Here is a 25,968-nt window from a genome sequence, read left to right on the forward strand (position 1 = left end):
CTTATTGTAGGGTTTCCTTTAGCCAATCAAAGAAGGTTCTTTGCCATAGTAAAGCGTTCTGAGGTTGTAATACCCAGTGATTTTCATCAGGGAAGTAGAGCAATTTGCTCTTGATTCCCCTGAGCTGAGCTGCAGTGAAGGCTTGGAATCCTTGTTCCTCAGGCACACGGTAGTCTTTTCCACCATGAATGATAAGGATAGGTGTATCCCAAGCGGCTACCTTCTCAATGGGGTTGAATTCGGTATAAGCTTTCTGAGCTAGAGCATTGTTTTTTTCCCAATAAGGGCCAGCAAACTCATGATTGTTGAAGAAAGTCTCTTCAGTAGTACCGAACATACTTTGGGTATTGAATACTCCACAGTGAGCGATAAAAGTCTTAAAACGCTTATTATGGATACCAGCTAAGTTATATACTGAATAGCCGCCATAACTAGCTCCCACAGCCCCTAATCGGTTACTATCTACATAAGGTTCTTTGGCAATATCATCAATAGCAGCGAGGTAATCCTTCATAACCTGTCCTCCCCAATCTCCACTGATCTGAGCATTCCATTCTACCCCATGTCCTGGCATACCACGACGGTTAGGAGCGATGACGATATAGCCTTGGGAGGCCATCAGCTGGAGGTTCCAGCGGAAGCTATAGAACTGAGTGAGCGCCGATTGAGGTCCTCCCTGACAATAGAGAAGGGTAGGATACTTCTTCTTAGGATTGAAATCAGGAGGATAGATCACCCAAGCGAGCATATCCTTGCCATCAGTAGTTTTGATAGTGCGTTCCTTTACAGGACACTTAGCTATATTCTTATACAAATAGTCGTTGATATGAGAGAGCTGTTTTACTTCTAAGGGAGTTTTTCTTCCTTTGAGGTTCACTGTATAGATCTCAGGAGCTCTGTTCATATCATTACGAGTCACCACTAAAAGGTCTCCAGATTGCCCTATGATATTGTTGATGTCAAAAATTCCTTTGGTAAGCTGTTTTACAGTAGGGTTTTTGGCAAAAGGCTCTATCTCAAAGAGTTGTTGAGTACCATTGGTAGCGGCGATAAAATAAATTTTCTTGCCATCATCACTCCATAGGTAGCTAAAAACTGTATTGTCCCAAGTGGCAGTAAGATTAATCTTCTGACCATTGTGAAGGATGTATAAGTCGTTCTTATCCGCTTCGTTGCCATCTTCCTTCATGCTTAACCAAGCCAATACCCCTTCTTTGCTAAAAGAAGGATTGGTATCATACCCCATCATACCCTCGGTGAGGTTGGTTGTAGTTTTGGTAGCGATGTCATACTGATAAATATCGGTATTGGTGCTTACTACATACTGAGTACCTACCTTGGCTTTGGTTACATAGAGTACCTTTTTGCCATCAGGGCTCCATATATAATCCTCTTCTCCTCCATGAGGTTCTTGAGGACAATAATAGGGAAGTCCCTGCATAATATCGGTAAGAGCTCCAGAGGCAATATTTTCTATAAATACATGATTATAAGAGCCTTCATTCCACTTATCCCAGTGGCGATGATCAAGTCCTTGATAGATTTTTCCAGAAGATTTGTCCAAATCCTTATGGAAATCCTTAGCAAGAACAGGAGTGAGTTTTACCTCCTTGTGGATGAGCTTAAGAGACTTATTGTTATTAAGTTTTTCTGTAAGCAGTTCCAACTGTTCCTTAGTGATGGATACCGTTTTTCCATCTTTGATAGCGAGCTTGTAATACTCTTTGTCAAAGGAATTATTTTTGACATTAGGAGTGGTAACCCCTATGAGTACATGGTTCTTGTCGGCTGTCAGTCCGATGCCACTAACCCTATGCAGCTCCCATAACTTTTCGGGAGTAAGCGGCTGTTGTGCGAATGTACTATACACCATAAACAATGTAAGTATTAGAGTGATTCTTCTCATGATATATATAATTAGAATTATTTTTCATGATAGCTTAGAGAACAACCAATGAATCATTCAAGAGAACATATCCTTTACCTTCTCAAAGAAAGTTTTTTCCGATTTGTCCGGATTGGGGGTAAAATTCTCATCTTCTAACATTTTCTGGAAAAAGTTCTTTTGTTCTTTAGTCAAGGTCTTAGGAGTCCATACATTGACATGTACTAAGAGATCCCCAGTGTCATACCCGTTGATATTGGGCAATCCTTTGTTCTTTAGGCGAAGGATTTTTCCAGATTGGATTCCTTCTTCGAGCTTGATACGAACCTTTCCAGTGGCTGTTTCTATATCTTTGGAAGTGCCTAGAACAGCTTCAGGCATACTTATATAGAGATCCAAGTGAAGGTTTTCCCCTTCACGCTTGAGAGTCTCATGCTCAATCTCTTCGATAAGTACTAAGAGATCCCCTGGAATACTGTTGTTTCCAGGCGCTTCATTTCCTTTTCCAGAGACTTTTAGTTGCATTCCTTCCATGACTCCAGCAGGAATCTTGATTGATACAGTCTCTTCTATGCTCTTGAGGCCTTGAGAGTCAGCCCCATCAGGTCTTTTGTCAATAATCTCACCACTTCCTCCACAAGTAGGACAAGGAGAAGAGGTTTGCATACGACCAAGCATAGTATTGACCTCACGGACGATACTACCATGACCATGACAGGTGGCACAACTCTTATAAGTGGCACCTTCTGCTTTTATTTTTCGTTGTACTTTTACTTTTTTCTCAGTACCTGTAGCAATATCGGCTAAGTTGAGCTTTACACGGATACGCAAATCCCCTCCCTTTACACGATAGGAATGAGAATTACCTCCTCCGAATCCTCCGAAACCAGAGAATCCGCTAAAGTGCCCACCGAATATATCCCCGAAGTTACGGAATATATCCTCCATGGTACTATATCCACCACCAGCACCCCCTTCGAAGGCAGCATGACCATACTGATCATACTGAGCACGCTTTTGTTCGTCACCAAGAATCTCATAGGCCTGAGCTGCCTCTTTGAATTTTTCTTCAGCCTCTTTGTCACCAGGATTTTTATCAGGGTGGTATTCTAAGGCTTTTTTTCGATAAGCTTTTTTTATTTCAGCGGCAGTAGCATTTTTGCTAACACCTAATATTTCGTAATAATCTTTTTTCATTTTTAATACTAAGAACAAGAACTTATTGTCCTACAACAACCTTTGGATAACGAATAATTTTGTCACCCAACTTGTATCCTTTTTCTACTACATCTAATACTTTTCCACGAAGGTCTTCGGTAGGAGCAGTGGTCTGAGTAATAGCCTCATGAATATCACTATCAAAAGGATCGCCAGTGTCAACCTGGATCTGTTCTAATCCTTTAGATCTTAGTGTATTAAGGAATTTGCTATGGATGAGTTCCACTCCACGAAGGAGGTTTTCATCCTCAGATTTGGATATTTCCACAAGAGCACGATCAAAGTCATCAAGGACTGGGAGCATAGAAAGTATGACATCTTGTCCTGCTGAGGTGAGCAATTCAAGCCTTTCCTTGGCAGTTCTTCTTTTGTAATTTTCAAATTCGGCAAACAGACGAGTGAATTTATCTTTTTCTTTATGTAGTTCAGCCTCTAATATAGAGATAGCCTCATCAGCTTCAGAAGAGTTATTTGACTGATTGTTATTGGATTTCTCAGTTTGTTTTTCTTCAGACTTCTGCTCAGGATTTTTTTTGATAATAATCTCAGGGAGTTCATCTTTTGTTTCATCTTCTATCTCTACATCAAGAGAATCCTGTGCAGTCGCTTGATGATGAGACTTTGGAGCTTCCTGCTCATGTATTTCATCAATAATTTCAGCATCTTGAAATTCAGCGTCCTGTATATCATCTGTATGGAAATCTCCTTGATGATGGTTATGTCCTGTATTCATAGGTTTATAATTTTTGTATTACTATTAATTACTATTTAGCTACCCCTATCAAAAGTATTGCCAAACTTAAAATAGTGACAAAATGGCAGTTGTACTTATCAGGCGTGAGGTGTAGTCTGTTTAGAATGATGTCTATGCCCCCTATGTTTTCTTTTTTTGGTGAGGTATCTAAAACGTAAGTCGTCATAGTAAAGGCCAGAGAGTAGGATTCCTATGGCGAAGAAAAGTGTTTTGAGCTTTAGTCCAAGTTCTACGAAAGCAAATCCTGCAAAGAAGCCTCCTAAAAAGAAAAACAAGACGATGGATAGGCGTAAGTGAATACTATTTTTGATTTTCTTTTCTTGTTCTTGATAGTTATTTCTCTTGAGATAAAATAGTTGAGAGAGTTCAATGCCTAAGTCTGTAAAGAGACCAGTGAGGTGTGTGGTGCGTACAGTAGCATTGGAAATCTTGGTCACAAAGGAGTTCTGCAATCCCATAGCATAGAGGAGCATAAAAGTAGTAGCTTCATGAGGAAAATCTAAAGAAATCCTATTGAGGAGAATGACTAAGCCCAATACAATACACTCCAAAATGGTAGGACGGAAGTACTTATTCTGCCGCTTGTGATAGTTGGCTTCCTCAATAAGCCAGCCAGAAGAGAAGGAACCTAAGAGGAAGCATACTATGTAAAAAAGGTAAATAGTCCCCTTCCAGAACTCAGCGATGGACATATCATGAATGAAAAAAGCGAAGTGTCCAGTGACATTGGTAGTAAGCCGCCCCAAGAAGAGGAAGCCAACAACATTGACCATGCCAGCTACGAAAGAGAGAACAACAGCTATTTGTAGATTGTTCTTTGCAGAACGCTTTTTTCCTTGATGTCTGAACATGAGCCTAAGTCAAGAAAGGGGTTAAGAATCTTAAATAGAGCTTCTGAATTGTTCTAAGAAGCGCACATCATTTTCATAGAAAGCGCGGATATCTCCTATCTGATACAAAAGCATAGCCACCCTTTCTAGTCCGATGCCAAAGGCAAAACCGGAGTATTTTTGAGGGTCTATTTTACAGTTGGTCAATACATTGGGGTCAGTCATTCCACAACCCATAATCTCAAGCCAACCTGTACCCTTGGTAATGCGGTAGTCAATCTCATTGTTCAATCCCCAATAGATGTCCAATTCAGCACTGGGCTCAGTGAAAGGGAAATAGGAAGGACGCAAACGTATTTTGGACTTTCCAAACATCTCCTTAGTAAAGTATAAAAGCGTTTGTTTAAGGTCAGCAAAAGAGACATTGGTATCAATATATAGCCCTTCTATTTGGTGGAAGAGACAGTGAGAGCGTGCCGAGATGTCCTCATTGCGATACACCCTGCCAGGAGCAATAATACGAATAGGCGGTTGGTGCTGCTCCATGTAGCGAACCTCTACAGAACTGGTATGTGTATGTAGCAGAATATCTGGACGAGTCTGGATAAAGAAAGTATCCTGCATGTCTCTGGCAGGATGATATTCGGGTAAGTTCAGTGCAGTGAAGTTGTGCCAATCATCCTCTATCTCAGGACCTTCGGCTATGTTGAAACCAATATTAGCAAATACCTCAATGATTCTATTCTTGATCAGGGAGACAGGATGACGGCTTCCTATTTCGATAGGGAAAGCCGGACGTGTAAGGTCATTGAGACTTTGGGTAGTCACATTCTGTCCACTGAGTTTTTCTTTAAGTTCATTAATCTTTGCCTCAGCTTTGCTTTTGAGTTCGTTGATTATTTGTCCGAAATCCTTTTTTTCTTCTTTGGGTACTTCCTTGAACTGCGCAAAAAAGTCATTGAGCAATCCCTTTTTACCAAAGTATTCTATACGGAATTGTTCTAATTCTTCTTTTTTTTCTGTAGCAAAAGCCTCTACACGAGCTATATGTTCTTTTATTTTATTAATCATGGGAGATTTTTTATGTTAGCATAGTTGAATTTTCTCTACACGGCGCTGGTGTCTGCCTCCTTCGAAAGGCGTTTCCAAGAAAGTCTTGACCATTTCCAAGGCTTGTTCAGCGGCTGTAAATCGGGCAGGGATGGCTAAGACATTAGCATTGTTATGTGCTCGAGCCAAGGCAGCTATTTCCTTGTTCCAGCATAAGGCGCATCGTACTTTAGGGTGCTTGTTGACTGTCATGGCGACCCCATTACCGCTACCACAAATGACAATTCCCCAGTCGGCTTCTCCTTTGTCAATCATTTCACCTACAGGGTGTGCAAAATCAGGATAATCTACACTTTGGGAAGTATCTGCTCCTACATTGGTTACTTGGTAATCTTTTGATAATAAGTACTGAAGAATCAAATTCTTATACTCAGTACCTGCATGATCATTTCCAATTACAATTTTCATCAGATAGTGTTTTTAAGGTGCAAAGGTACATATTTTTTGGTAGTTTCAAAAGATATTAGAGGAAAAAATTGTACCTTTGCGCAAGTATTGTATTTGCCAATAGAGAAAAGGCAAAAGACCAAAAAATATATAATGAAACTCACCTTTTTAGGTACAGGTACCTCACAGGGGGTACCTGTAATAGGTATGAATACCCCTGTGGCACATAGCCGCGATAAGCGAGATAAGCGCTTACGTACTTCCGCCCTACTTTCATGGGGAGGAGTTAATGTGGCTATAGACTGTTCTCCAGATTTTCGCCAACAGATGCTTTCCCATAAGGTACAGCACTTAGAGGCTATTCTCTTTACCCATGAACATGCAGACCATACAGCAGGACTAGATGATATACGCCCTTTTGTACTCAAGCAAGGGGATATGCCCATCTATGGGTTGCCCCGAGTGATAGAGCAACTGAGAATACGCTTTGCTTATATCTTTGCTACCGAGAATCGCTATGAGGGAGCTCCCTCGGTGAGAGTGACTGAGGTCGATGCTTCTACTCCTTTTACACTCTTTGGACAGGAGGTAATTCCTATTGCGGTGGAACATGGTTCCTTGCCTATCTTGGGCTATCGTATAGGGAAATTAGCCTATATCACCGATGCAAAACATATCCAAGAGGCAGAACTCTCAAAACTTTATAAGGTGGATACCTTAGTACTCAATGCCCTGCGTAAGGCACCTCATCCTACTCATCTGAATATAGCAGAAGCCATGGAGATTGTCAAAGAGGTACACCCTAGGCAGGCATTCTTTACTCACATCAGCCAGACAATGGGCTTCCATGCCAAAGTACAGAAGGAACTCCCTAAAAATGTATATTTGGCATATGATAAACTGACGATAAAGATTTAATTAGGAATAGGGAACAGTGAGATGCTGGTATGAACTGTAAGAAACGATCCAGTCAAGACACAATGCATTGTATCTCTACAATAAGACGCAATGAAATGCGCCTCTACGGAGAACGATGTCCACACTGGCGCGAGCTTGTAGAATTAGAAATCACATACAGTCACTGGAATATCCTTTGCCAGAAGGGTATCTTCAATGATAAGAGCTATTTCTTCCCAAGAGCCTCCTGCCAAGCCACAACCTATACGAGGCATCTGTACATGAGCTTGTTTTTCTTTGGCAAAGATGGCGACCTTAGTCAGAGCTTCTCTGACGGCCTCATAACGAATAGGAGGGAGTCCTTTTTCATCTTTTCTTATCTTATGCTGTCCAATGATATTGGCCACCCATATAAGCTCTTCCACTTGTACAAACTGGACAGCACCTAAGGCGAAGCCATCTTTATCTTGATACCACTTTCGATACTGCTCTTCAGGAGCTTTCCATCGCTTGGATAGAGCAAGGACAAAGCCTTTTCCCCAGCCTCCTTTGTCATTGCATATATGTGTGATAATGATATTTCCCTCACTTTGAGGTAGGGTAGCATCAGCTTTTATGTATTCTATTTCAGTCATGATAAAGTGTTAAAATAATCTTTGAGTATGGTATCATTGAGCATTCGAGGAGTAAAAACCTCCAAGAGGATAGGATTTTCATGATCAGAAAAGAGTATTTTTAAGCCTTCAGTAAGGGATTCTTTGTTTTCTGCTTGTAGGTAAGTAATCCCATACATACGACAGAGATACTCAGCGGTAAGAGAGTGAGTTGTTTCTTGAAAAGTCTCAAAGAAAGGCGTTTCCTTATCTGTTGGTAAGATGCGGAAGATGCCCCCACCCCCATTGTTTACGATGATGATTTTTAGGGTTTTAGGAATATAGTTGCACCATAAAGCATTGCTATTGTAGAAAAAACTTAAATCGCCTGTAATCAATAAAGTAGGTAAGGATTGTACCACACTAGCGCCTATGGCAGTGGAAGTACTGCCATCGATTCCACTAGTACCACGATTGCAAAAGATTTCCCATCCGTCCTTGGCGGGGAAAAGTTGCACATAGCGAATAGGGGCACTATTACTAATTTGTATATGATAGGGAGTAGGGATTTGCTCAAGAATAGCTTGATATACGGCCATATCCGAGAAAGGTATTTGGGCTAAGAAAGCAGAACGCTTGGCAAGAGTTTCCTTATAGATAGGTAGCCAAACACCCTTGTAATCAAAGCTAACAAGAGGAAGCTCAGGGGTGACAGCCTCTAAGAAAGTATTGATATCCGTTTTGAAATGATGGGTAAGGGCAAAAAAAGTATCATAGCCCACCTGCTCATCTATATAATAGTGAGCTCTGGGAGGGTACTGGCGTAAAAACTCTTTTATTTTCTTAGAAACCACCATCCCCCCTATAGAGATAAGCACATCAGGCTGCAATAGTTCTTGGAGATTTCTCTTTTGTATAGGAGAAAGGAAAGTATCAATCATCCCAACAAACGATTGCGCTACTACATTAGCCGTACTTTCGGTAAGGACTAAGATAGAAGGATCCTTCTGGAGCCAATCGATCCATTTTTGAGCCATAGTACCAGGAGGCAATACTCCTATGAGTACCATTTTCTTAGGGTAGATCCAGTCTTTGGTGAATTGGAGTAATTTTTCACAATTTAGGGGTATTTGTTTTTTTATTCCTATCTCATTGTGAAAAGTCACTGTAGGAGCGGGTAGGGTTCGGTATAGAGGCTCTTCAAAAGGAGCGTTGATATGTACAGGCAAGAGTTTGAGAGCAGCGGTATTCAGCGCCTCATTGAGCAGATATTCGTTGAAGGAAAGCGCCTTATTCTCCTCAGATAGATTGGCATTGTAAGCGGTATGAGCCGCTAGAGCATGAGGCTGATGAATGGTTTGTCCATCGCCTATATCTATTTTGGAGGCAGGACGGTCGGCACTAATGACCACTAAAGGGATATTACTATAAAAGGCCTCACTTACCGCAGGATAATAGTTGAGCAATGCTGAACCAGAGGTACAGGCCACTACTACTGGTTCTCGGAGCTGTTGGGCTAAGCCTAGGGCAAAGAAGGCCGCACAGCGCTCATCCACTATACTATAAGTGGTGAAAAAAGCATCACTGGCAAAGCCAATAGTCAGTGGGGCATTGCGTGAACCAGGCGAGAGGACTATATGTCGGATACCTTTTGCCTTGCAGGCAAGGAGTATCTGTTGGGCTAAGGGAATCTCGGGAAACAAAACGAAAATAAATTGAGTGAAAAAATCAAGAGTGAAAAATGAAGAGTGAAAAATGAAGAGTGAAAAATTTTTCACTCTTCACTCTTTACTTGTGTTTATTGTTTAGCAAAAACTTTTTGTAATAAAGGTGTCGTTCTTGAGCTGATATTAGTACGTATATCCTCCTCTTTTTGAGCAATTTGTAAGAAAAGTCCATCGATAGCCTTTTCAGTCACATAGCTTGTGAGGTTAGGTTCCACTTTGGTTACCAAAGGAATGGAGTTATACTTAGTAATGATATTGTTCCATACTTGGTCAGCACCTACTTTGCTTAGAGAGGCTTCAATTTTAGGAGAGAAAGCCTGTACTAAAGATTGAGTAGTGGTATTTTTCAGATACTCAGTAGCAGCATTTTTTCCGCCAGTAAGGATGGCTGTAGCATCGGAGAAAGAAAGATTCTTTACAGCATTAATAAAGATAGGTTTTGCCTGAGTTACTGCATCCTCAGCAGCACGGTTCAGTAGCTTTACTCCCTCATCGGCAAGGCTTCCTAGCCCAATGCTTCTTAGGGTTTTGTCCACCTTTTGGAGTGGTTCAGGGAAAAGAATTTTGGCCAAAGAACTGCCATAATAACCATCTTTTTGGCTAAGCAAATCCACTCCTTGGGAGATACCTAGTTCCAAGGCTTGTTTGAGTCCATTAGAAATATCTAAAGAGGACAAAGCTCCTGTTTGTTGAGTGTTGTTCATAATAGACTGCAAGTCAGCGCAGCTATTGAGGCAGAAAAGACTGCTTACTAATAAAACAATTTTCTTCATTTTTTTATTTTTTAAGGTTTAAGGTGTTAGAGTCCAATTACTACTTATCAAACTCACTAGTGAAGTGTAGCTTGAGTTGAGGATATTTTTGCTTGACCATTTCGATAGAGAAAGCGGAATCGGCCAAGAAGACCAATTGTCCCTGTTTATCACGAGCCAAGTACTTTTGTTTTACGCGGAGGAAGTCGAGATAATCAGGGTCTTTGGGGTTTTCAGGTTCTTCGACCCAACAAGCCTTGAAAATAGGGAAATTCTCATAACTACACTTGGCCCCATATTCGTGTTCCAAGCGGTACTGGATCACCTCATACTGGAGCGCTCCTACGGTACCAATGACTTTTCTTCCGTTGAAGTCCAAGGTAAAGAGCTGTGCTACCCCTTCGTCCATAAGTTGGTCAATTCCTTTCTCCAACTGTTTGGACTTGAGCGGATCGGCATTGTTGATATATCGGAAATGCTCAGGAGAGAAGCTTGGAATACCCTTGAAATGCAACACTTCCCCCTCGGTAAGGGTGTCCCCAATCTTGAAATTGCCGGTATCGTGTAGCCCAACAATGTCTCCAGCGTAGGAAATATCCACAACCTCTTTCTTTTCAGCAAAGAAAGCATTAGGGCTGGAGAACTTGAGTTTTTTGCCCAAACGTGTATGTAGGTAAGGTTTATTGCGCTCAAAGGTACCTGATACGATTTTGACAAAAGCCAAGCGGTCACGGTGGTTGGGGTCCATATTGGCATGTATCTTGAATACAAAGCCTGTAAACCCCTTCTCATTGGGCTGTACTATCCGTACATCGCTAGCCTTGGGTAGGGGAGAGGGAGCTATTTCTACAAAACAATCCAAGAGTTCTCTTACTCCAAAGTTGTTCAGAGCAGAGCCAAAGAAAACAGGCTGTTGGGAGCCATTGAGATAGGCTTGGCGATCGAAGGAAGGGTAAACCTCATACACCAGTTCCAAGTCTTCACGTAGGCGCTGTGCGGATTGAGAGGAGATAAGCTCCTCCAGTTCAGGGCTGGAGACGTCATCAAAAGCAATAGTTTCCTCGATATTCTTGCGGCTATCTCCAGAGAAGAGATTGATGTTCTTCTCCCATATATTATAGATTCCCTTGAAGTCATATCCCATTCCGATAGGAAAGCTCAAGGGAGTTACACGAAGCCCCAGCTTCTGTTCCACTTCGTCCAAGAGATCAAAGGCGTCCTTACCTTCGCGGTCGAGCTTATTGATAAAAACAATCATAGGAATATTGCGCATACGACATACCTCTACGAGTTTTTCTGTTTGTTCCTCAACCCCTTTGGCCACATCGATTACTACGATGACACTATCCACTGCAGTAAGCGTACGGAAGGTATCCTCGGCGAAGTCCTTGTGACCGGGGGTGTCCAAGATGTTTATCTTATGATCTTTGTAAGTGAAAGCCAAGACAGAGGTAGCTACAGAGATTCCCCTTTGGCGCTCTATTTCCATAAAGTCGGAAGTAGCTCCTTTCTTGATCTTGTTGGACTTGACTGCTCCTGCTTCCTGGATAGCTCCCCCGAAGAGGAGCAGCTTCTCGGTCAGGGTCGTTTTTCCCGCATCAGGGTGCGAGATGATGCCGAAAGTACGGCGCTTGCTAATTTCTTGTTCTAAGGACACTTTTTAATTGTCAATTATTAATTATTAATTTTCAGTTGTCAGTGATCAGTTGTCAGTTGTCAGAGGTCAGTTGTCAGTTTTTACAAGAATTAACCATTAACCATTGACAATTAATCATTAATCATTAGTTTCATCATTTCTTGATAGTCCATAGTATTTCCTCTGGAGAGGATTAGTGATCGGAAGCGATCCCCATTCTGGCGGGTAAGACCTCCATGTGACTCGAACCAGTGATAGGTATCTTCGGCTAATATCTCCGAATACTGATATGCATAATAGCCTGCGGCATAGCCTCCACCGAAGATATGAGAGAAATAGAATGAACGATAACGTACAGGCACTTCCTTAGGGAAACGCTTAACGGCCTCATTTTCAAAAGCAGCCACCTCGGTAACTTGAGCCAAGGCAGGAAGGGTATGCCACTGCATATCCAAATAAGCAGAAGCCAAGACCTCGCAAAAAGCATACCCACGATTGAACTCGCGAGAAGCCTTTAACTTCTCTATCAGTGAAGAGGTGATGACTTCCTGTGAAAGATAATGACGAGCATAGTGAGGAAGTACTTCGGGGTGGAGTGCCCAATACTCATTGAACTGAGAAGGAAATTCTACAAAATCCCTAGCTACAGCAGTACCGGCAAGGGTAGCATATTGCTGATCAGCAAAGAAAGCATGTAGTGCATGGCCAAACTCATGGAAAAGTGTTTCTACCTCAGAGAAGGAAAGCAGACAAGGAAGCTGCTCAGTAGGAGGGGTATAGTTACATACATTATATATCACAGGTTTCTGTCCAAAGAGTTTGGAGGGAGTTACCAGCTCACTCATCCAAGCACCTCCCCGCTTGCTTTCACGAGTATAGAAATCTCCATAATAGAGTCCTAAAGGAGATCCATCGGCCTCAAAGAGTTCATATACAACCACATCAGGGTGGTATATCGGAAGATCCATGCGGCGCTTGAAGGTAATTCCATAGAGCTCAGTAGCAGCATGGAAAACCCCTTTTTCCAATACATTGAAAAGTTCAAAATAAGGCTTGAGTTGGTTCTCATCCAAGTCGTATTGCGCTTTGCGTACCTTTTCAGCATAGTAATCCCAGTTATGAGGTGCTATTTGATCTTGTCCAGAAAAGTCTTTGAGACAAGCTACCTCCTTAGCTACTTTTTCAAAGGTAGGTTTTAGGAGTCTTTCGAAGAAATTCATAACCGTCTGGGGAGTCTTGGCTACACTCTTTTGCAAAGACCATTGTGCATAGTTATCATAACCTAAGAGTGTTGCTTTCTTCTGACGCAACGCAATGATTTCCAATACAATATTTTCAGTAGAGAAAGCCCCTTGAGAAGCCCTATTCCACGACTGTTGGAAGAGGCGGACACGCGTTTCTTCCTTTTCCAGTTGAGAGAGCAAAGGCTGCTGAGTGGTATTGGTCAAGGCGATTTTCCAAGAACCATCTTCCTGAAGAAGTATCTTTTGTTCCTCTGGAGAAAGTCCAACCAAGTCTTCTTCTTTTTCTATAGAAAGAGCTGCTTGGTGGCGTGCTTGTAAGGTATTATAGTTAAAATCATTCTCCAGAGAAGCTAATCGATTATTAATCTCTTTGAGAGCTTCTTTCTTCTCAGGAGAAAGGTTAGCACCTCGTAAGTAGAAAAGATCATAATAGTGCTCTAAGAGCTTAAGGGACTCACTATCGAGTGACAGAGAGGCACGTTGTTGATACAATACCTCTATACGCTCAAAGAGCTTGTCATTGAGATAGATGCTATCTTCATTAGCCGCCAATAGGGGTAGGATCTCTTTTTCGGTTTGTTGCAATACTTCATTAGTATCAGCTCCTGCAAGGGCAAAGAAAAGATTCGCTACACGCAGCAGCGCTTCTCCACTTTTTTCCAAGGCAAGGACAGTATTGTCAAAGTTTGGTGGAGCTGTTTGCTGAACAATAGCCGTAATAGCCTGCTGTTGTAAGGCCATAGCCTCAAGTAACGCAGGAGAAAAATCCTCACTTTTTATTTGAGAGAAATAAGGAGCCTGATAAGGCAGTGCCGTTTTTTCTAATAAAGACATTTGTCAAGTTTTGAGTTATTTATTATGGAAATCAAAAAAACAAGTGAACTTTATTTCATTATTCACTATTATTTCATTATTCACTATTTACTAATTTTGTTTTTCACTTCCCATAAACCTTTTGCCATATCAAAAATTGTACCAAAAAAATAGTTATAAGGTAAATATATTTATTTAACATTTATTTTTCATATATAGAAGAGAATAAGATAAAAAATATTGTTTATTTAACTAATTCAGTTTCAGTTGTAATGAAAAAATATTTTAGAAAAAATGAAAAAAAGTATTTTTCTTTTTGTGTAATCCAAGGGGAAAGTGTATCTTTGTCCTTGTTTAAGAGGAAAAAATGGAGGGATTTGATGGTTGATTTTAATCATAATTATATTGATTATCAAATAAGTAAATAAATAATTAATTAATATACAAGATGCGAAAAACATTTAGAAAAATTGCCCTTACATTATTGGTAATGATGTCAGTGGTAGCTTTGGCACAAAAGCCAAAGGTGCGTATTCTTGCTACAGGAGGGACTATAGCAGGAGTAAGTAAGTCAGCAACAGAAACTAACTACAAAGCAGGGGAACTTGGAATTAATCAACTTCTGCAAGCTGTTCCTCAAGTGAGAGATTTGGCTGATGTGTCAGGAGAACAAATCGTAAAAATAGGCTCTCAAGATATGAATGATGACGTATGGCTCAAATTGGCTAAGCGTATCAATGAGTTGCTCAACAAAGAGGGATATGATGGAGTGGTAATCACCCATGGTACCGATACTATGGAAGAGACTGCTTATTTTCTAAACCTTACAGTGCACAGTGCTAAGCCAGTAGTATTGGTGGGAGCTATGCGTCCTGCCACAGGTATGAGTGCCGATGGACCTTTGAACCTATACAATGCAGTAGCTGTAGCGGCGGATAAGAATGCTCAGGGACATGGAGTTATGGTATGTATGAATGACCTTGTTTTGGATGCGAAGTATGTAATCAAGAGCAATACAACTTCAGTAGACACTTTTAAAGGATCTATTTATGGACCTTTGGCTTATATCCACAATGGGAAAGTATTCTTTGGTCGTACCCCTACCAACAAACATACCACAGAGTCTCCTTTCTATGTAGACAACCTAAAAGTGCTTCCTAAAGTAGGTATCGTATACAGCTATTCCAATGCATCCGAACTTCCTATGAAAGCTTTTATCGATGCTAAGTTCGATGGTATTGTACATGCTGGAGTAGGAAATGGAAACTTCTATCATACTATTTTCGATTTGGCTGTCAAAGCACAACAAAAAGGTATTCAGATAGTACGTTCTTCCCGTGTACCTACTGGGGCTACCACTGAGGATGCCGAAGTAGATGATGCTAAATATCACTTTGTAGCCTCTCAGGGACTTAATCCTCAGAAAGCACGTGTACTCCTTATGTTAGCCCTTACCAAAACTAAGGATTGGCAACAAATACAACAGTATTTTAACCAAATGTAACATGTAATAATTATGTTTGATTGATATTTTTGATAAGGTATAAAAAGGGAGTAGAATTTTTTCTACACCTTTTACCTTATTTTATAATTAAAGAGACTTTTGCTGGTGTATAGAGATAATACAAATGTTAATAATAGCTTACTTTTACCTAAATGAAAAAAATATACAAAAACTTATTATTCAGGGTCTTCTGTGGGATTGTATTGGGGATACTTGTAGGAAAGATAGCCCCAGAGTGGTTCTATAGGATACTACTTACCTTCAAAGGAATCTTTGGGAATTTTTTAGGCTTTGCGATACCCCTGATCATCATGGGACTGGTAATGCCCTCCATCAGTGCCTTGGGCAAGAGTGCTGGAAAGATGCTCTTGGTTACGGTAGCTATAGCCTATTCCTTTACTCTTTTTTCAGGTTTTTCCACCTATTTTGTCTCCGATGCGCTCTTTCCTTCTCTTTTAGAAGGGCAAAAGATGGATGATATAGGAGAAGGCATATTAGCACTTCCTTACTTTACTGTTCCTATGCCCCCTGTGATGGATGTGATGACCGCTCTGTTGCTCTCTTTTGTTATAGGTATAGGTCTGTCTATAAGAGAACACTCTGTATTTGTAGAAGTCATCAAGGAATTTGGAGAGGTTGTCAGTTGGCTAATAGCCAAAGCGATAATCCCTATATTACCCTACTATATCATGAGTATCTTTGCCCAGATCACTTTTGAGGGTAAGGTAGTAGCTGTGATGGGAGTATTCTTCAAGCTCATAGGGATTCTCTTTGTGATGCATGTGGTGCTGCTTCTCCTTCAGTTTGCTATAGCAGGGAGTATCACCAAAAAGAATCCTATAAAAGCTCTGATGACCATGTTGCCAGCCTATGCGACAGCCTTGGGCACACAGTCCTCGGCAGCGACTATTCCCATTACGATGCGTCAGGCAATGCAATTAGGCATATCCGAGCGAGTAGCAGGCTTTGTCATCCCCCTATGTGCCACCATACACCTCTCTGGGAGTACAATGAAAATCACCGCTTGTGCTATAGCCTTGATGCTTATGGAAGGTATGCCCTTTGATATAGAACTTTTTGCAGGCTTTATTCCAATGCTTGGTATCATTATGATAGCAGCTCCAGGAGTACCAGGAGGCGCTATCATGGCTTCCTTAGGAATTCTCTCCTCAATGTTAGGTTTCTCAGAGGTACAACAGGGTCTGATGATTGCCCTATATGTAGCTATGGATAGCTTTGGTACAGCTTGTAATGTGACAGGAGATGGTGCTGTAGCACTTATTGTACAGAAAGTTATAAAAGAATAGTTGTGAGTTGGGTAGCTGAAAATTCAAAAACTAAAAACACATTAAAAAGATTGCTATTTCAAAAATAAGTAGTATCTTTGTACCTTATTTAGAAAATGGATTTTTTCAGGAAATGAACAACAAGCTACTTACAGTAGGAACATTGGCTTTTGATACTATAGAGACCCCTTTTGTCAGGGTAGAACGCACTATGGGAGGAGCCGCTAACTACAGCGCTTTAGCAAGTGCTATTTTCGATATAGAACAAGCCGTAGTCTCCGTGGTGGGAGAGGACTATCCAGCTTCTTTCTTGCAAATACTTTCAGAGAGAGAGATAGATATTACTCAAGTGGAGAAGAGAGTAGGGAAGAAGACTTTCTTTTGGAGCGGACGCTATTATGAAAATATGAATGAAAGGGAGACCCTTGAGACACAGGATGGTGTCTTACAGGATTATATTCCTAAACTACCATCACACTTTTTGGATGCTTCTTTTGTTCTCTTAGGAAACCAACATCCACAGTTGCAACTTGAGGTCTTAGATCAGTTTGTCGCTCCTCCAAGTCTGATCGTTTCCGATACAATGAACTATTGGATAGACCATAGCTTTGAACAACTTAGAGAAGTCATCCAAAAGACAGATGTGCTTACCGTAAGTGACCAAGAAGCCTTTGCCATTACCCAAGAGAAAGTCTTGCTCAAAGCTGTAGAAAAACTACAGCAAATGGGGGCTACTTATATCATCATCAAAAGAGGAGAACATGGAGCAATGCTCTTTCATGAGGATAAGAGCTTCTATACCCCCGCTTTACCATTGTGCAAAGTATGTGACCCCACAGGGGCAGGGGATACTTTTGCAGGGGGCTTTGTAGGTTATATGGCACAAACGGGAGATATTTCTTTCGAAAATATGAAAAATGGATTGGTCTATGCTACCGTCTTGGCCTCTTTCTGTGTGGAAGAGGTGGGTGCCTCTAAGCTATTGACCATCAATAAAGAAGAAGTGCTACGCCGCCTCTTCTCCCTAAAGGAACTAACCCAATTTGATATAAAAGTTGTCTAACCTATGAGTGATGCTATCAAGCACGAGTGTGGAATCGCGCTACTTCGTTTGTTAAAACCCTTATCCTACTACCAAGAAAAATATGGTACCCCCTTCTACGCGATACACAAAATGTACCTTCTCTTGGAGAAACAGCATAACCGAGGGCAAGATGGGGCAGGAATTGCTACTGTCAAGCTACAAATGCAGCCAGGAGAGCGCTATATTGCACGTGTGCGCTCCAATGATGCTCAGCCTATACAAGATATCTTCAAGCAGATAAACCAACATATCAACGACCTTTTAGAGAAAAACCCAACCCTTAAGGGAGATGTAGACCAACTAAAACGGATTGTCCCTTATCTGGGAGAAGTATATTTAGGACATGTACGCTATGGTACCTTTGGTAAGAATAGTATAGAAAATGTACATCCCTTCCTTAGAGAAAACAACTGGAACTATCGCAACCTTATCTTAGCAGGAAACTTCAATCTTACGAATGTTAATGAACTCTTTAATAAATTAGTAGAATTAGGGCAACATCCTATAGCTAAGACAGATACCATTACTGTGATGGAGCGTATAGGGCACTTCCTTGATACAGAAGTAGAGGAATGTTACCAAAAGCTCAAGGCAGAAGGAATTAGTAAAAAAGAAGCTTCAGTACTGATAGCTCAGGAGCTTGATATGATCAGAGTACTCCAAAGAGCAGCTACTCGCTGGGATGGAGGATATGCCATGGCTGGGATTGTAGGACATGGAGATGCCTTTGTGATCCGAGACCCAGCAGGAATACGACCTGCTTACTATTATAAGGATGAGGAAATAGTTGTAGTAGCCTCCGAACGAGCGGTGATACAAACAGCTTTTAATGTACCTTTTGAACGAGTAGAAGAACTCTCTCCAGGGGCAGCTATCCTTATCAAGCATGATGCTACAACCCAAATAGCACAAATACTCCCAGCTACAGAACGCAAGGCATGTTCCTTTGAGCGTATATACTTTTCCCGTGGTAGTGATCAAGAAATCTACAGAGAGAGAAAGAAATTAGGAGCCCTATTGCTTCCTAAAGTACTCAAATCCATTGAGAACGACCTTACCAATACTGTATTCTCCTATATACCCAATACTGCAGAAACCTCCTTCTATGGACTCATAGAAGCTGTATCAGAGCATCTTAACCAACAAAAAAAACAGCAAATACTCCAGGCGGGTAATACTCTTAGTGAGTCCCAGCTGACCCAAATTCTCTCTGTGCGTCCTCGTATAGAAAAAGTCGCGGTTAAGGACGTAAAGCTGCGTACCTTTATCACTGAAGATTCTGGAAGAGAGGACATGGTTGCCCATGTATACGACATTACCTATGGAGCTGTACGTCGCAATGAAGATAATTTAGTAATTATTGACGATAGTATAGTACGTGGTACCACCCTGAAGAAGAGTATTCTTAATATTCTCAGCCGCTTAGAGCCTAAGAAAATTGTAGTACTTTCTTCCGCTCCAGAGATCCGCTATCCAGACTGCTATGGAATAGATATGGCGCGTTTGGAGGACTTGATCGCCTTCGATGCTGCCTTGGAACTACACAAAGATAGAGGCACCTATGATATAGTGGCACAGATCTACCACAAGTGTATAGCTCAGAAACATAAGCCTGATAGTGAGATAGTCAACTATGTAAAGGAATTATATGCGCCCTTCACCTCAGAAGAGCTCGCCCAGAAGATTGTCCAACTATTGCGCCCTGAGACTATGACCTGTCAGTTGGATATTATCTTTCAAAGTGTAGAAAATCTCCATAATGCCTGCCCTAAGAACTTAGGAGACTGGTACTTTACAGGAGATTACCCAACTGTAGGCGGTAATCGGGTGGTCAATCAAGCCTATATCAACTTCTATGAAGGGAATAAGGAAAGGGCTTATTAATGTTTATAAAGAATTATATAACATTTTTTCGCAATAATAATCAAAAAAGCAATTGTTTTTTCCAAATAAAATATGTACCTTTGCAGTGAATTTTAACGATAAGATAATCTTTGATTATCAGCTAAAAGTAGTTATTAAAAAACCAAATTAGCATAAGAACATATGGAAAATAATCTAAAAATAAAAGGAAACATTTGGATAGAAACCGATACAGGCCTGGAGATCAATGCTGCCAAAGCATTACTTTTGGAACAGATAGATGTATTAGGCTCTATCTCAGAAGCGGCAAAGGTGCTCAATATGCCTTATCGCCGTGCTTGGGGAATGATACAAGAAATGAACAGAGACTCTTCTTTTGAGATAGTTGCTAAAGAAGCCGGAGGAAAAGCTGGTGGGCATAGTATACTCACTGAAGAAGGTCGTGACATTCTTCAACTTTTTAAGGATGTAAATGAAAGCCTAAAGCAGTATAGCAAAGGTGAAAATGGCTGTTTTACAGGCTGGAAGGAAGCATAGAGTTGTAGTAAACTCAGCTTTATCTCGAGGGGGTGTGATTCGGAGATAAAAATCCACTCCTTAAAAATTGTTTTGTCTTTTAAAAAAAGGTATAGTTTGTAAAATAAATACTGATATCTTCCCATTCTAAAGTAACTTTTATCTTTTTCATCATTTCTTCTTTAAAACAGGTGGTAATACACTAAATTATCTTCTATATCTTTTATCTATAGTCAAACAAATTTAGATTGCGAATAAATAAAAAATTTATTATTTTTGCACTGTCTATGGAACTAAGACTGTAACCAACAGAAATAGAGGAACTTAGAAAGCTCCAACGCAACTTGCAAGGTCGCTCGGATTATGCCCGAGTTACTTGTATTTTGATGCTTTCTATGGGCAATACTCCTATTTTTGTTGCTGATTGCTTAGGTATAGATATTTCTACTATTTATCGTTATCGTTCCTTATATCTTGAAGGAGGACTAGATAAACTCCTTGAGAATCGTTATAGAGGTTATCAAGGTCTGCTTAATATTTTTCAAATAGAATCCTTAAAACAAGAGTTACGCACACATCTTTATACAGATGCAAAACAAGTATCTCAATGGGTTAAAGACACTTTTGAAGTTACCTATACTCCACAAGGGATGGCTGATTTACTTAACAGAATTGGTTTTTCCTACAAGAAAACAACCGAAGTGCCTTGTGAGGCAGATCCTTTAAAACAAAAACTATTTGTTGAAGCACTCTCTAAAATTCTTCAAGAAAAGGAAGAAGGGGATGTGGTGTATTTTGCCGGTGGTATTCATCCTACGCACAACAGCCGTTCCACTTATGCTTGGATAGAGAAAGGTAAAGAGTTTCAACAACCAACAGTTAGTGGGCGTGATAGATTGAATATCAATGGTTTACTTAATGCTTATGATGTTATAGATGTAATAGCTCTTGATTGTGAATGCGTTAATGCAGAATCAACAAAAGAACTTTACGAATTAGCTCTTAAAAAGCATCCAAACGCTAAAAATATTTATATTATATCCGATAATGCTCGCTACTATCACAATAAAGAACTTCAAAACTGGGTAGAAGATAATAGAATCAAGCAAATTTTTCTTGCCTCCATACTCTCCGAACCTCAATTTAATAGAGCGCTTGTGGAAATTCTTACGAAAAAAAGTAATCAATACGGGTTTCTATCGAAACAAGACAGAATTCCGAGATGCTATAAGGAATTTCTTTGATAATATACATACTTATAAAAAGGAGTTAGAGTCACTTCTAACTCTCAATTTCCGTTTGATAAATTCGCAAACCATTTCTTTTTGACTATAATAGCTTATCAACCCAAAGACAGATGTCTGACGAGGTTTGCCTTTGTTGACATTCAGAATCTTAGAAAGAACTATCTACAATCGTTTTTTGACGGCAACTTATGGCTTAACAAACGGCGTCAGAAGACTGACACGCTTTCAAACGTGCGACTGATAGATGCCGCTTTAAACATCATCAAGGGAGGGCAAGGGTAAAGGAGAGAATTTAGATGTGCTGAAAAAATCTCCACCTTCACTTCGTGCGATCGCACGAAGTGAAGGTGGAGATTTTTTTAGTTCAAACTTTGTGTCGCTAAAACCCTACGGATGGCATACTTCTGAAGATGAGCGCATAGGCGTCTAACAAGAAAAGTTTTTTCATTGCTAATAATATACTATTTTTCTACTTTGGTGTTCGATATATTTGCCATTCCTGTAGGTTTGTTTTAGGGTCCAGTTACCTTGAGTGTCGTACTTGTAGCGGTAGGTAGTTACGGAGGTTGCTGTGGTATTGTCTTCTTTTTTGTAGCTTAATTCTCTGCGACTTATATCGCCTTGTGGGGTGTATTGATAGCGGTATTTTTCAGCTTGATCTAGAGGGAACTTGGTGTTGTATTCAGTTTCTTCAACGACTTGGTTTTTATCGTTGTATTGATATTCTATTATAAGGTGACCATATTTTATTTCCTTGATTAATTGTCCTTTATCATTATAGTGATATAGTTTTTCTTCTTTTAGTTCTCCTTCTTTTAGTTGGTTTTTATCGTAGTTAGCAATGCTTTTGATCTGCCTATCGGGAGTGTAGTATATTTCTAAGCTTAAGGTATTCTTCTCGCCAAAAGAACGCAAGCGCTGCAGGTTACCTTTGTCGTCATAATCAATTTTCAGGGAGAAGACCACCTCTTCACCATTATTAAAGAAGACTTCGGTGCAGTATTGTTTACCGTTCTTGGTTTGGTAATTAAAATAAACGATTTTGCCCTCTTGATTGGCAATATGGCTTATTTGTCCGTCATCATTACGGGTGATGATACGATTTTCAGACAAGAAAAACACATCTAAGCTGCCTTGCAGGGGTGTATCTAAGAAATCTTTAACGTAAGTTTCGTGGTATTCCATCTGGTCTTGGCCTGTGAGGGAATCTTTCGAATAAGAGGGAGGATCCCAGATACATATAGGGAACTGATAGATGAAGGTTTCTTTAGTAAAGAACACATCATTGAAGTGATCTTGGCGGAAGGTAAGACGCCCTAAGGTATCGTACTCTGAGATGATAGGCAAGGTATCATTTCTGTATTGCTGATAAGTGATGAGTTGTTTTACTCTGCCGCGAAGATGCTCTTTTTCCCAATCGGAGAAAGGATTGGAAGGTTCTGGTCTTTGAGAGCAGTTTATCATCAAGCAAGACAGGAAAAGTGCTATTTGTATTTTGGATATGTATTTCATAGAGTGTTTTGCTATGTGCGGCAAAGGTAAGCATTTATTTTGAGAGAAGCCCCTCTTTGCTGTTTTTTATTAGGTCAAACTCATCAAAATTTAAATTAATCATCTGATTATCATAATTATTCTTATCTTTGCTAAAAAAATAGGAATAAATTTATGAGTGCAGAAATTTGGAATGCTATTGCAGTTGTAAAAGACCCACGAGTTCAAGGAAGAATTGATTATCCTTTAGGGTTGATATTATTGGTAAGCTTATATGCAACTATATCAGGATGTGATGATTGGGAGCAAATTGAAGATTATGCTAATATCCATAGCGAAGACTTAAGAAATCTATATATTAAACTTTCTGGGAAAGAATTGAAGGTTAGCAGAATGCCTACTCACGATACCTTTAATCGTGTATTTCAGGTAATTGACCCCAAAGAATTTTTAGAGGTTTACAAAAAATTTATAATATCAATTTACGAAACTCTTACAGGTAAAACTATCGCCATTGATGGAAAAATACAAAGAGGAATAAAACAAACAGCAAACTCACATCCTTCTCATATTGTTTCAGCCTATTGTACTGACCATCATTTTGTTATAGACCATATAAATAGTGAAGTCAAAGGACACGAATTATCCTCAATACTGGATCTTATAAAGCTATTATTTCTTGAAAATAATACGGTAACTATTGATGCAGCAGGTACTTATGTTGAAGTTATTGAGATGATTCTCTCAAAAGGAGGTAACTTTGTCTTGCCAGTAAAAGGTAATCAGAAAAAACTATTAGAGTTCATAGAAAAGGAATTTAGAGAATATCGGGGAAATACAGTATCTGCTGATACACAAGAAGATATAGGACATGGGAGGGTTGAGAAGCGAACGGTTTATTGTATTACAGAAATAAAAACAGACGATGATATAGATGGCTGTATGCAAAAGTGGAAGGGGGTAAAAACTTTGGTGAAGATAGTTCGTGAGGTATATAAGAAAGCAGATAAAAGTACCCGCATAGAAACCGTTTATTACATAACGAATTTGATAGATCCAAAAGAGATAAATCGCGCTATACGAGCACATTGGGGAATAGAAAATAATCTACATAGGTCATTAGATGTGCTGCTCAATGAAGACCATAGTCAAAAAAGTAATCATAATGTGGTTGAGAACTTCCACATAATGAGCTTATTAGCACTTTTTATAATAAAAGAGATAAGTAAACAAAGAGGAATTAGTATGAACCGTACCCGAAAACTATGTGGCTATTCTTCCCCTTCTAAACTCCTTGTTAATTAAAGAATTTTGATGCGTTTACCCTGTGGTAAACCTTATTATATGTGGCTATAGAATTCTATTCAAAGAAAAAGGATATAAAAGATAAGAAAAATTAAGATACAACAACAAAAATCCATTAAAAATAATCATTAATCGTTAATCATTAATTTTCGTTCTACTTGCTCCTATGGCAGAGGCCATGATTCCCAGAATCAGTATAGTAAGGAAGACCACTACAATCTCAGACCAACGAATGTCTATAGGGTAGGGAATAGGGATCATTGCATTAGGGTTGATATATAGCATAGGATAGGCTTTTTGAAGCCAAGCGATACCCACACCTAAGCCGATCCCAAAAATGGCGCCTAATAGGGAGATAATAGCTCCTTGTAGGAAGAAAATACGCCTTATCTGACTAAGGGTCATCCCCATGGCAAAGAGAGTATATAGGTTCTTCTGTTTGTCTAAAATCATCATAATGATTGCTCCAACAAGGTTGAATAGCGCCACAATAAGTACTAAAGTAAAGATGAGGTAAGTGGCGAGGTTCTCCGTTTGGAACATTTTGTACAAGTCTTCGTTAAGCTCCATACGGTCTTTGATGACAAAATCACTCCCCAAGACTGAAAGAAGTCGTTTTTTTCCTTCTTCAGAAGAAATACCCTTGGTCAATTTTATCTCTATGGCGGATACATCATTCTCTTTTACGCCTAATAATCGCTGAGAAAGTGATAGGGTAGTAAAGACATACTTGCTGTCCAAATCCTCTGTAACTTGGTAATAGTCAGATAGTAACACTGTTTCCTCGCGATAGGGGGTGCTGGTAGAGGTGATACTTCCTTTGCCTGCCTTAGGCACTATAATCTGTAGTGGAGTAGTGCTGGTAAAGAGGCCTAAGTTCAGTGTTTCGGCAATGATATTACCCACCACTACATAATCATCGCTAAGTAGCCACTCTTTGGGGCTTAGCACTAAGATACTATCTACAGCATTGACTTTCGGATAGTTTTCATCTACTCCCTTGATATAAGCGATATAGTTTTTGCCTTGGCTATTGAGGAATACACGTTCCTCCAAGATCTTGCTATAGTGAGCTACCGTCTTCTCTTGAGATAGGGCTTTCTCTTGTTGGGCGGTAAGGGAAAAGATTTTCCCACTCTTTGGGAGTACTTTCAGGTCAGGATCGAAATAATTGGAAAACGACATACTGAAAGTCCTCAGCCCTGAGAAGCCCGCCAGAACAATCATCAGGGAGGCACCACCTATGATAAGCACAAAGATGGACATCCAGTTGATAATATTAATCACGTTCTGCGAGCTTTTTGAGCGTACATACCGCCAAGCTATAAAGAGAGAGGCTTTCAAGAGGGGTTAAGATTTTTTACGTTTGATAAGCAATTCAGGATTCTCTATAGGGTTTTCTTCTCCCTTGAGAGAGTGCTCTATCTGGGAGAGGTATTCTAGGGAATCGTCCAAGAAAAAACTCAAATCTGGCATTTTTCTCAGTTGATGTCTCACTCGCTGTGCCACTTCATGCTTTATCTGGAAGCTGTTGGACTGTATGGCCTTAAGGATTTCTTTGCCTTGCTCACTGGGAAATACACTGATGTATACTTTAGCCAGGGTTAGATCGACCGTGATGGCTACTTTTGTCACTGATAGGATAAGGTTGGTGAGTCCACCATTTTGTACGGCACGGCCTAAAATATCTCCCAGATCTTGTTGCAGAAGTCCTGCTATTTTCTTTTGTCGATTGGTCTCCATAAATGCTATAAATACATAAAACGATGCAAAGATAAAAATAATTTGCGAATAATTGTAGGTTTGTATTATAAAAATTGTATCTT

Annotated in this window: 22 protein-coding genes and 1 pseudogene; 9 read left to right on the top strand and 14 right to left on the bottom strand. The window is 40.1% G+C overall.

Features of this window, described 5'->3' with window-relative positions:
• Nucleotide 1: 1 nt before the first annotated feature.
• The 6 genes from CGC50_RS00410 to rpiB form a co-directional block, all read right to left on the bottom strand.
• The gene (locus tag CGC50_RS00410; protein WP_095909243.1) at nt 2–1,906 is read right to left on the bottom strand and encodes a S9 family peptidase; all 1,905 of its coding nucleotides are present in this window, start codon (nt 1,904–1,906) and stop codon (nt 2–4) included.
• Between the two features lie 57 nt (nt 1,907–1,963).
• The gene (gene dnaJ, locus CGC50_RS00415) at nt 1,964–3,082 is read right to left on the bottom strand and encodes a molecular chaperone DnaJ (RefSeq protein ID WP_095909244.1); all 1,119 of its coding nucleotides are present in this window, start codon (nt 3,080–3,082) and stop codon (nt 1,964–1,966) included.
• A gap of 22 nt (nt 3,083–3,104) precedes the next feature.
• Nucleotides 3,105–3,836 carry a nucleotide exchange factor GrpE gene (locus CGC50_RS00420; RefSeq protein WP_095909245.1) on the bottom strand — a complete coding sequence of 244 codons (732 nt, stop codon included), beginning with the start codon at nt 3,834–3,836 and terminating at the stop codon, nt 3,105–3,107.
• 98 nt (nt 3,837–3,934) lie between these two features.
• Nucleotides 3,935–4,708: a YoaK family protein gene (locus CGC50_RS00425; RefSeq protein WP_095909246.1), complete on the bottom strand. Its 774-nt coding sequence runs from the start codon at nt 4,706–4,708 to the stop codon at nt 3,935–3,937.
• Nucleotides 4,709–4,738: 30 nt separating this feature from the next.
• Nucleotides 4,739–5,758, bottom strand: a complete 1,020-nt coding sequence (pheS, locus tag CGC50_RS00430) for a phenylalanine--tRNA ligase subunit alpha (RefSeq protein WP_002665525.1) — start codon at nt 5,756–5,758, stop codon at nt 4,739–4,741.
• Nucleotides 5,759–5,773: 15 nt separating this feature from the next.
• Nucleotides 5,774–6,205, bottom strand: a complete 432-nt coding sequence (gene rpiB, locus CGC50_RS00435) for a ribose 5-phosphate isomerase B (protein WP_095909247.1) — start codon at nt 6,203–6,205, stop codon at nt 5,774–5,776.
• Between the two features lie 132 nt (nt 6,206–6,337).
• Between rpiB and CGC50_RS00440 the strand changes: the two genes are divergently transcribed.
• The gene (locus tag CGC50_RS00440; protein WP_095909248.1) at nt 6,338–7,102 is read left to right on the top strand and encodes an MBL fold metallo-hydrolase; all 765 of its coding nucleotides are present in this window, start codon (nt 6,338–6,340) and stop codon (nt 7,100–7,102) included.
• A gap of 143 nt (nt 7,103–7,245) precedes the next feature.
• Here CGC50_RS00440 and CGC50_RS00445 read toward each other — a convergent pair whose 3' ends face one another.
• The 5 genes from CGC50_RS00445 to CGC50_RS00465 form a co-directional block, all read right to left on the bottom strand.
• A complete protein-coding gene (locus tag CGC50_RS00445; protein WP_095909249.1) occupies nt 7,246–7,716 on the bottom strand; it encodes a macro domain-containing protein in 471 nt (156 codons plus the stop codon).
• The gene (menD, locus tag CGC50_RS00450) at nt 7,713–9,377 is read right to left on the bottom strand and encodes a 2-succinyl-5-enolpyruvyl-6-hydroxy-3-cyclohexene-1-carboxylic-acid synthase (RefSeq protein WP_095911238.1); all 1,665 of its coding nucleotides are present in this window, start codon (nt 9,375–9,377) and stop codon (nt 7,713–7,715) included. Before menD ends, CGC50_RS00445 begins: the two co-directional genes overlap by 4 nt.
• 95 nt (nt 9,378–9,472) lie before the next feature.
• Nucleotides 9,473–10,174 (bottom strand): DUF4197 domain-containing protein, encoded by a 702-nt coding sequence (locus tag CGC50_RS00455; RefSeq protein ID WP_002670163.1) that lies wholly within the window; start codon nt 10,172–10,174, stop codon nt 9,473–9,475.
• A 40-nt stretch (nt 10,175–10,214) separates the two neighbouring features.
• On the bottom strand, nt 10,215–11,810 hold the full coding sequence (locus CGC50_RS00460) for a peptide chain release factor 3 (protein ID WP_095909250.1): 1,596 nt from the start codon (nt 11,808–11,810) through the stop codon (nt 10,215–10,217).
• Between the two features lie 110 nt (nt 11,811–11,920).
• On the bottom strand, nt 11,921–13,867 hold the full coding sequence (locus CGC50_RS00465; protein ID WP_095909251.1) for a M3 family metallopeptidase: 1,947 nt from the start codon (nt 13,865–13,867) through the stop codon (nt 11,921–11,923).
• A gap of 427 nt (nt 13,868–14,294) precedes the next feature.
• Here CGC50_RS00465 and ansB point away from each other — a divergent pair, with 427 nt between their 5' ends.
• The 7 genes and pseudogenes from ansB (at nt 14,295) to CGC50_RS14240 (ending at nt 21,428) form a co-directional block, all read left to right on the top strand.
• Nucleotides 14,295–15,350, top strand: a complete 1,056-nt coding sequence (gene ansB, locus CGC50_RS00470; protein WP_095909252.1) for an L-asparaginase 2 — start codon at nt 14,295–14,297, stop codon at nt 15,348–15,350.
• A 152-nt stretch (nt 15,351–15,502) separates the two neighbouring features.
• Nucleotides 15,503–16,657, top strand: coding sequence for a dicarboxylate/amino acid:cation symporter (locus tag CGC50_RS00475; protein WP_095909253.1), 1,155 nt, complete (start codon nt 15,503–15,505; stop codon nt 16,655–16,657).
• Between the two features lie 112 nt (nt 16,658–16,769).
• A complete protein-coding gene (locus CGC50_RS00480; RefSeq protein WP_095909254.1) occupies nt 16,770–17,699 on the top strand; it encodes a PfkB family carbohydrate kinase in 930 nt (309 codons plus the stop codon).
• A 3-nt stretch (nt 17,700–17,702) separates the two neighbouring features.
• On the top strand, nt 17,703–19,604 hold the full coding sequence (locus tag CGC50_RS00485) for a class II glutamine amidotransferase (RefSeq protein ID WP_095909255.1): 1,902 nt from the start codon (nt 17,703–17,705) through the stop codon (nt 19,602–19,604).
• Nucleotides 19,605–19,766: 162 nt separating this feature from the next.
• A complete protein-coding gene (locus CGC50_RS00490; RefSeq protein ID WP_095909256.1) occupies nt 19,767–20,120 on the top strand; it encodes a winged helix-turn-helix domain-containing protein in 354 nt (117 codons plus the stop codon).
• Between the two features lie 374 nt (nt 20,121–20,494).
• A pseudogene (locus CGC50_RS00495) lies at nt 20,495–21,160 on the top strand (winged helix-turn-helix domain-containing protein); the annotation flags it as partial.
• 94 nt (nt 21,161–21,254) lie between these two features.
• Nucleotides 21,255–21,428 (top strand): hypothetical protein, encoded by a 174-nt coding sequence (locus CGC50_RS14240; RefSeq protein WP_262482335.1) that lies wholly within the window; start codon nt 21,255–21,257, stop codon nt 21,426–21,428.
• Between the two features lie 368 nt (nt 21,429–21,796).
• Here the strand turns inward: CGC50_RS14240 and CGC50_RS00505 are convergent, their stop codons facing one another.
• On the bottom strand, nt 21,797–22,858 hold the full coding sequence (locus tag CGC50_RS00505; RefSeq protein ID WP_095909258.1) for a hypothetical protein: 1,062 nt from the start codon (nt 22,856–22,858) through the stop codon (nt 21,797–21,799).
• A 153-nt stretch (nt 22,859–23,011) separates the two neighbouring features.
• On the opposite strand from CGC50_RS00505, the gene CGC50_RS00510 reads away from it, so the two are divergent.
• On the top strand, nt 23,012–24,142 hold the full coding sequence (locus CGC50_RS00510) for an ISAs1 family transposase (RefSeq protein WP_095909259.1): 1,131 nt from the start codon (nt 23,012–23,014) through the stop codon (nt 24,140–24,142).
• Nucleotides 24,143–24,277: 135 nt separating this feature from the next.
• Here CGC50_RS00510 and CGC50_RS00515 read toward each other — a convergent pair whose 3' ends face one another.
• On the bottom strand, nt 24,278–25,486 hold the full coding sequence (locus tag CGC50_RS00515) for an ABC transporter permease (protein WP_002670282.1): 1,209 nt from the start codon (nt 25,484–25,486) through the stop codon (nt 24,278–24,280).
• Between the two features lie 6 nt (nt 25,487–25,492).
• On the bottom strand, nt 25,493–25,885 hold the full coding sequence (rbfA, locus tag CGC50_RS00520) for a 30S ribosome-binding factor RbfA (RefSeq protein ID WP_002670299.1): 393 nt from the start codon (nt 25,883–25,885) through the stop codon (nt 25,493–25,495).
• Nucleotides 25,886–25,968 lie beyond the last annotated feature (83 nt).

This window comes from Capnocytophaga gingivalis (assembly GCF_002302415.1).
In the GTDB taxonomy this organism is placed as follows: domain Bacteria; phylum Bacteroidota; class Bacteroidia; order Flavobacteriales; family Flavobacteriaceae; genus Capnocytophaga; species Capnocytophaga gingivalis.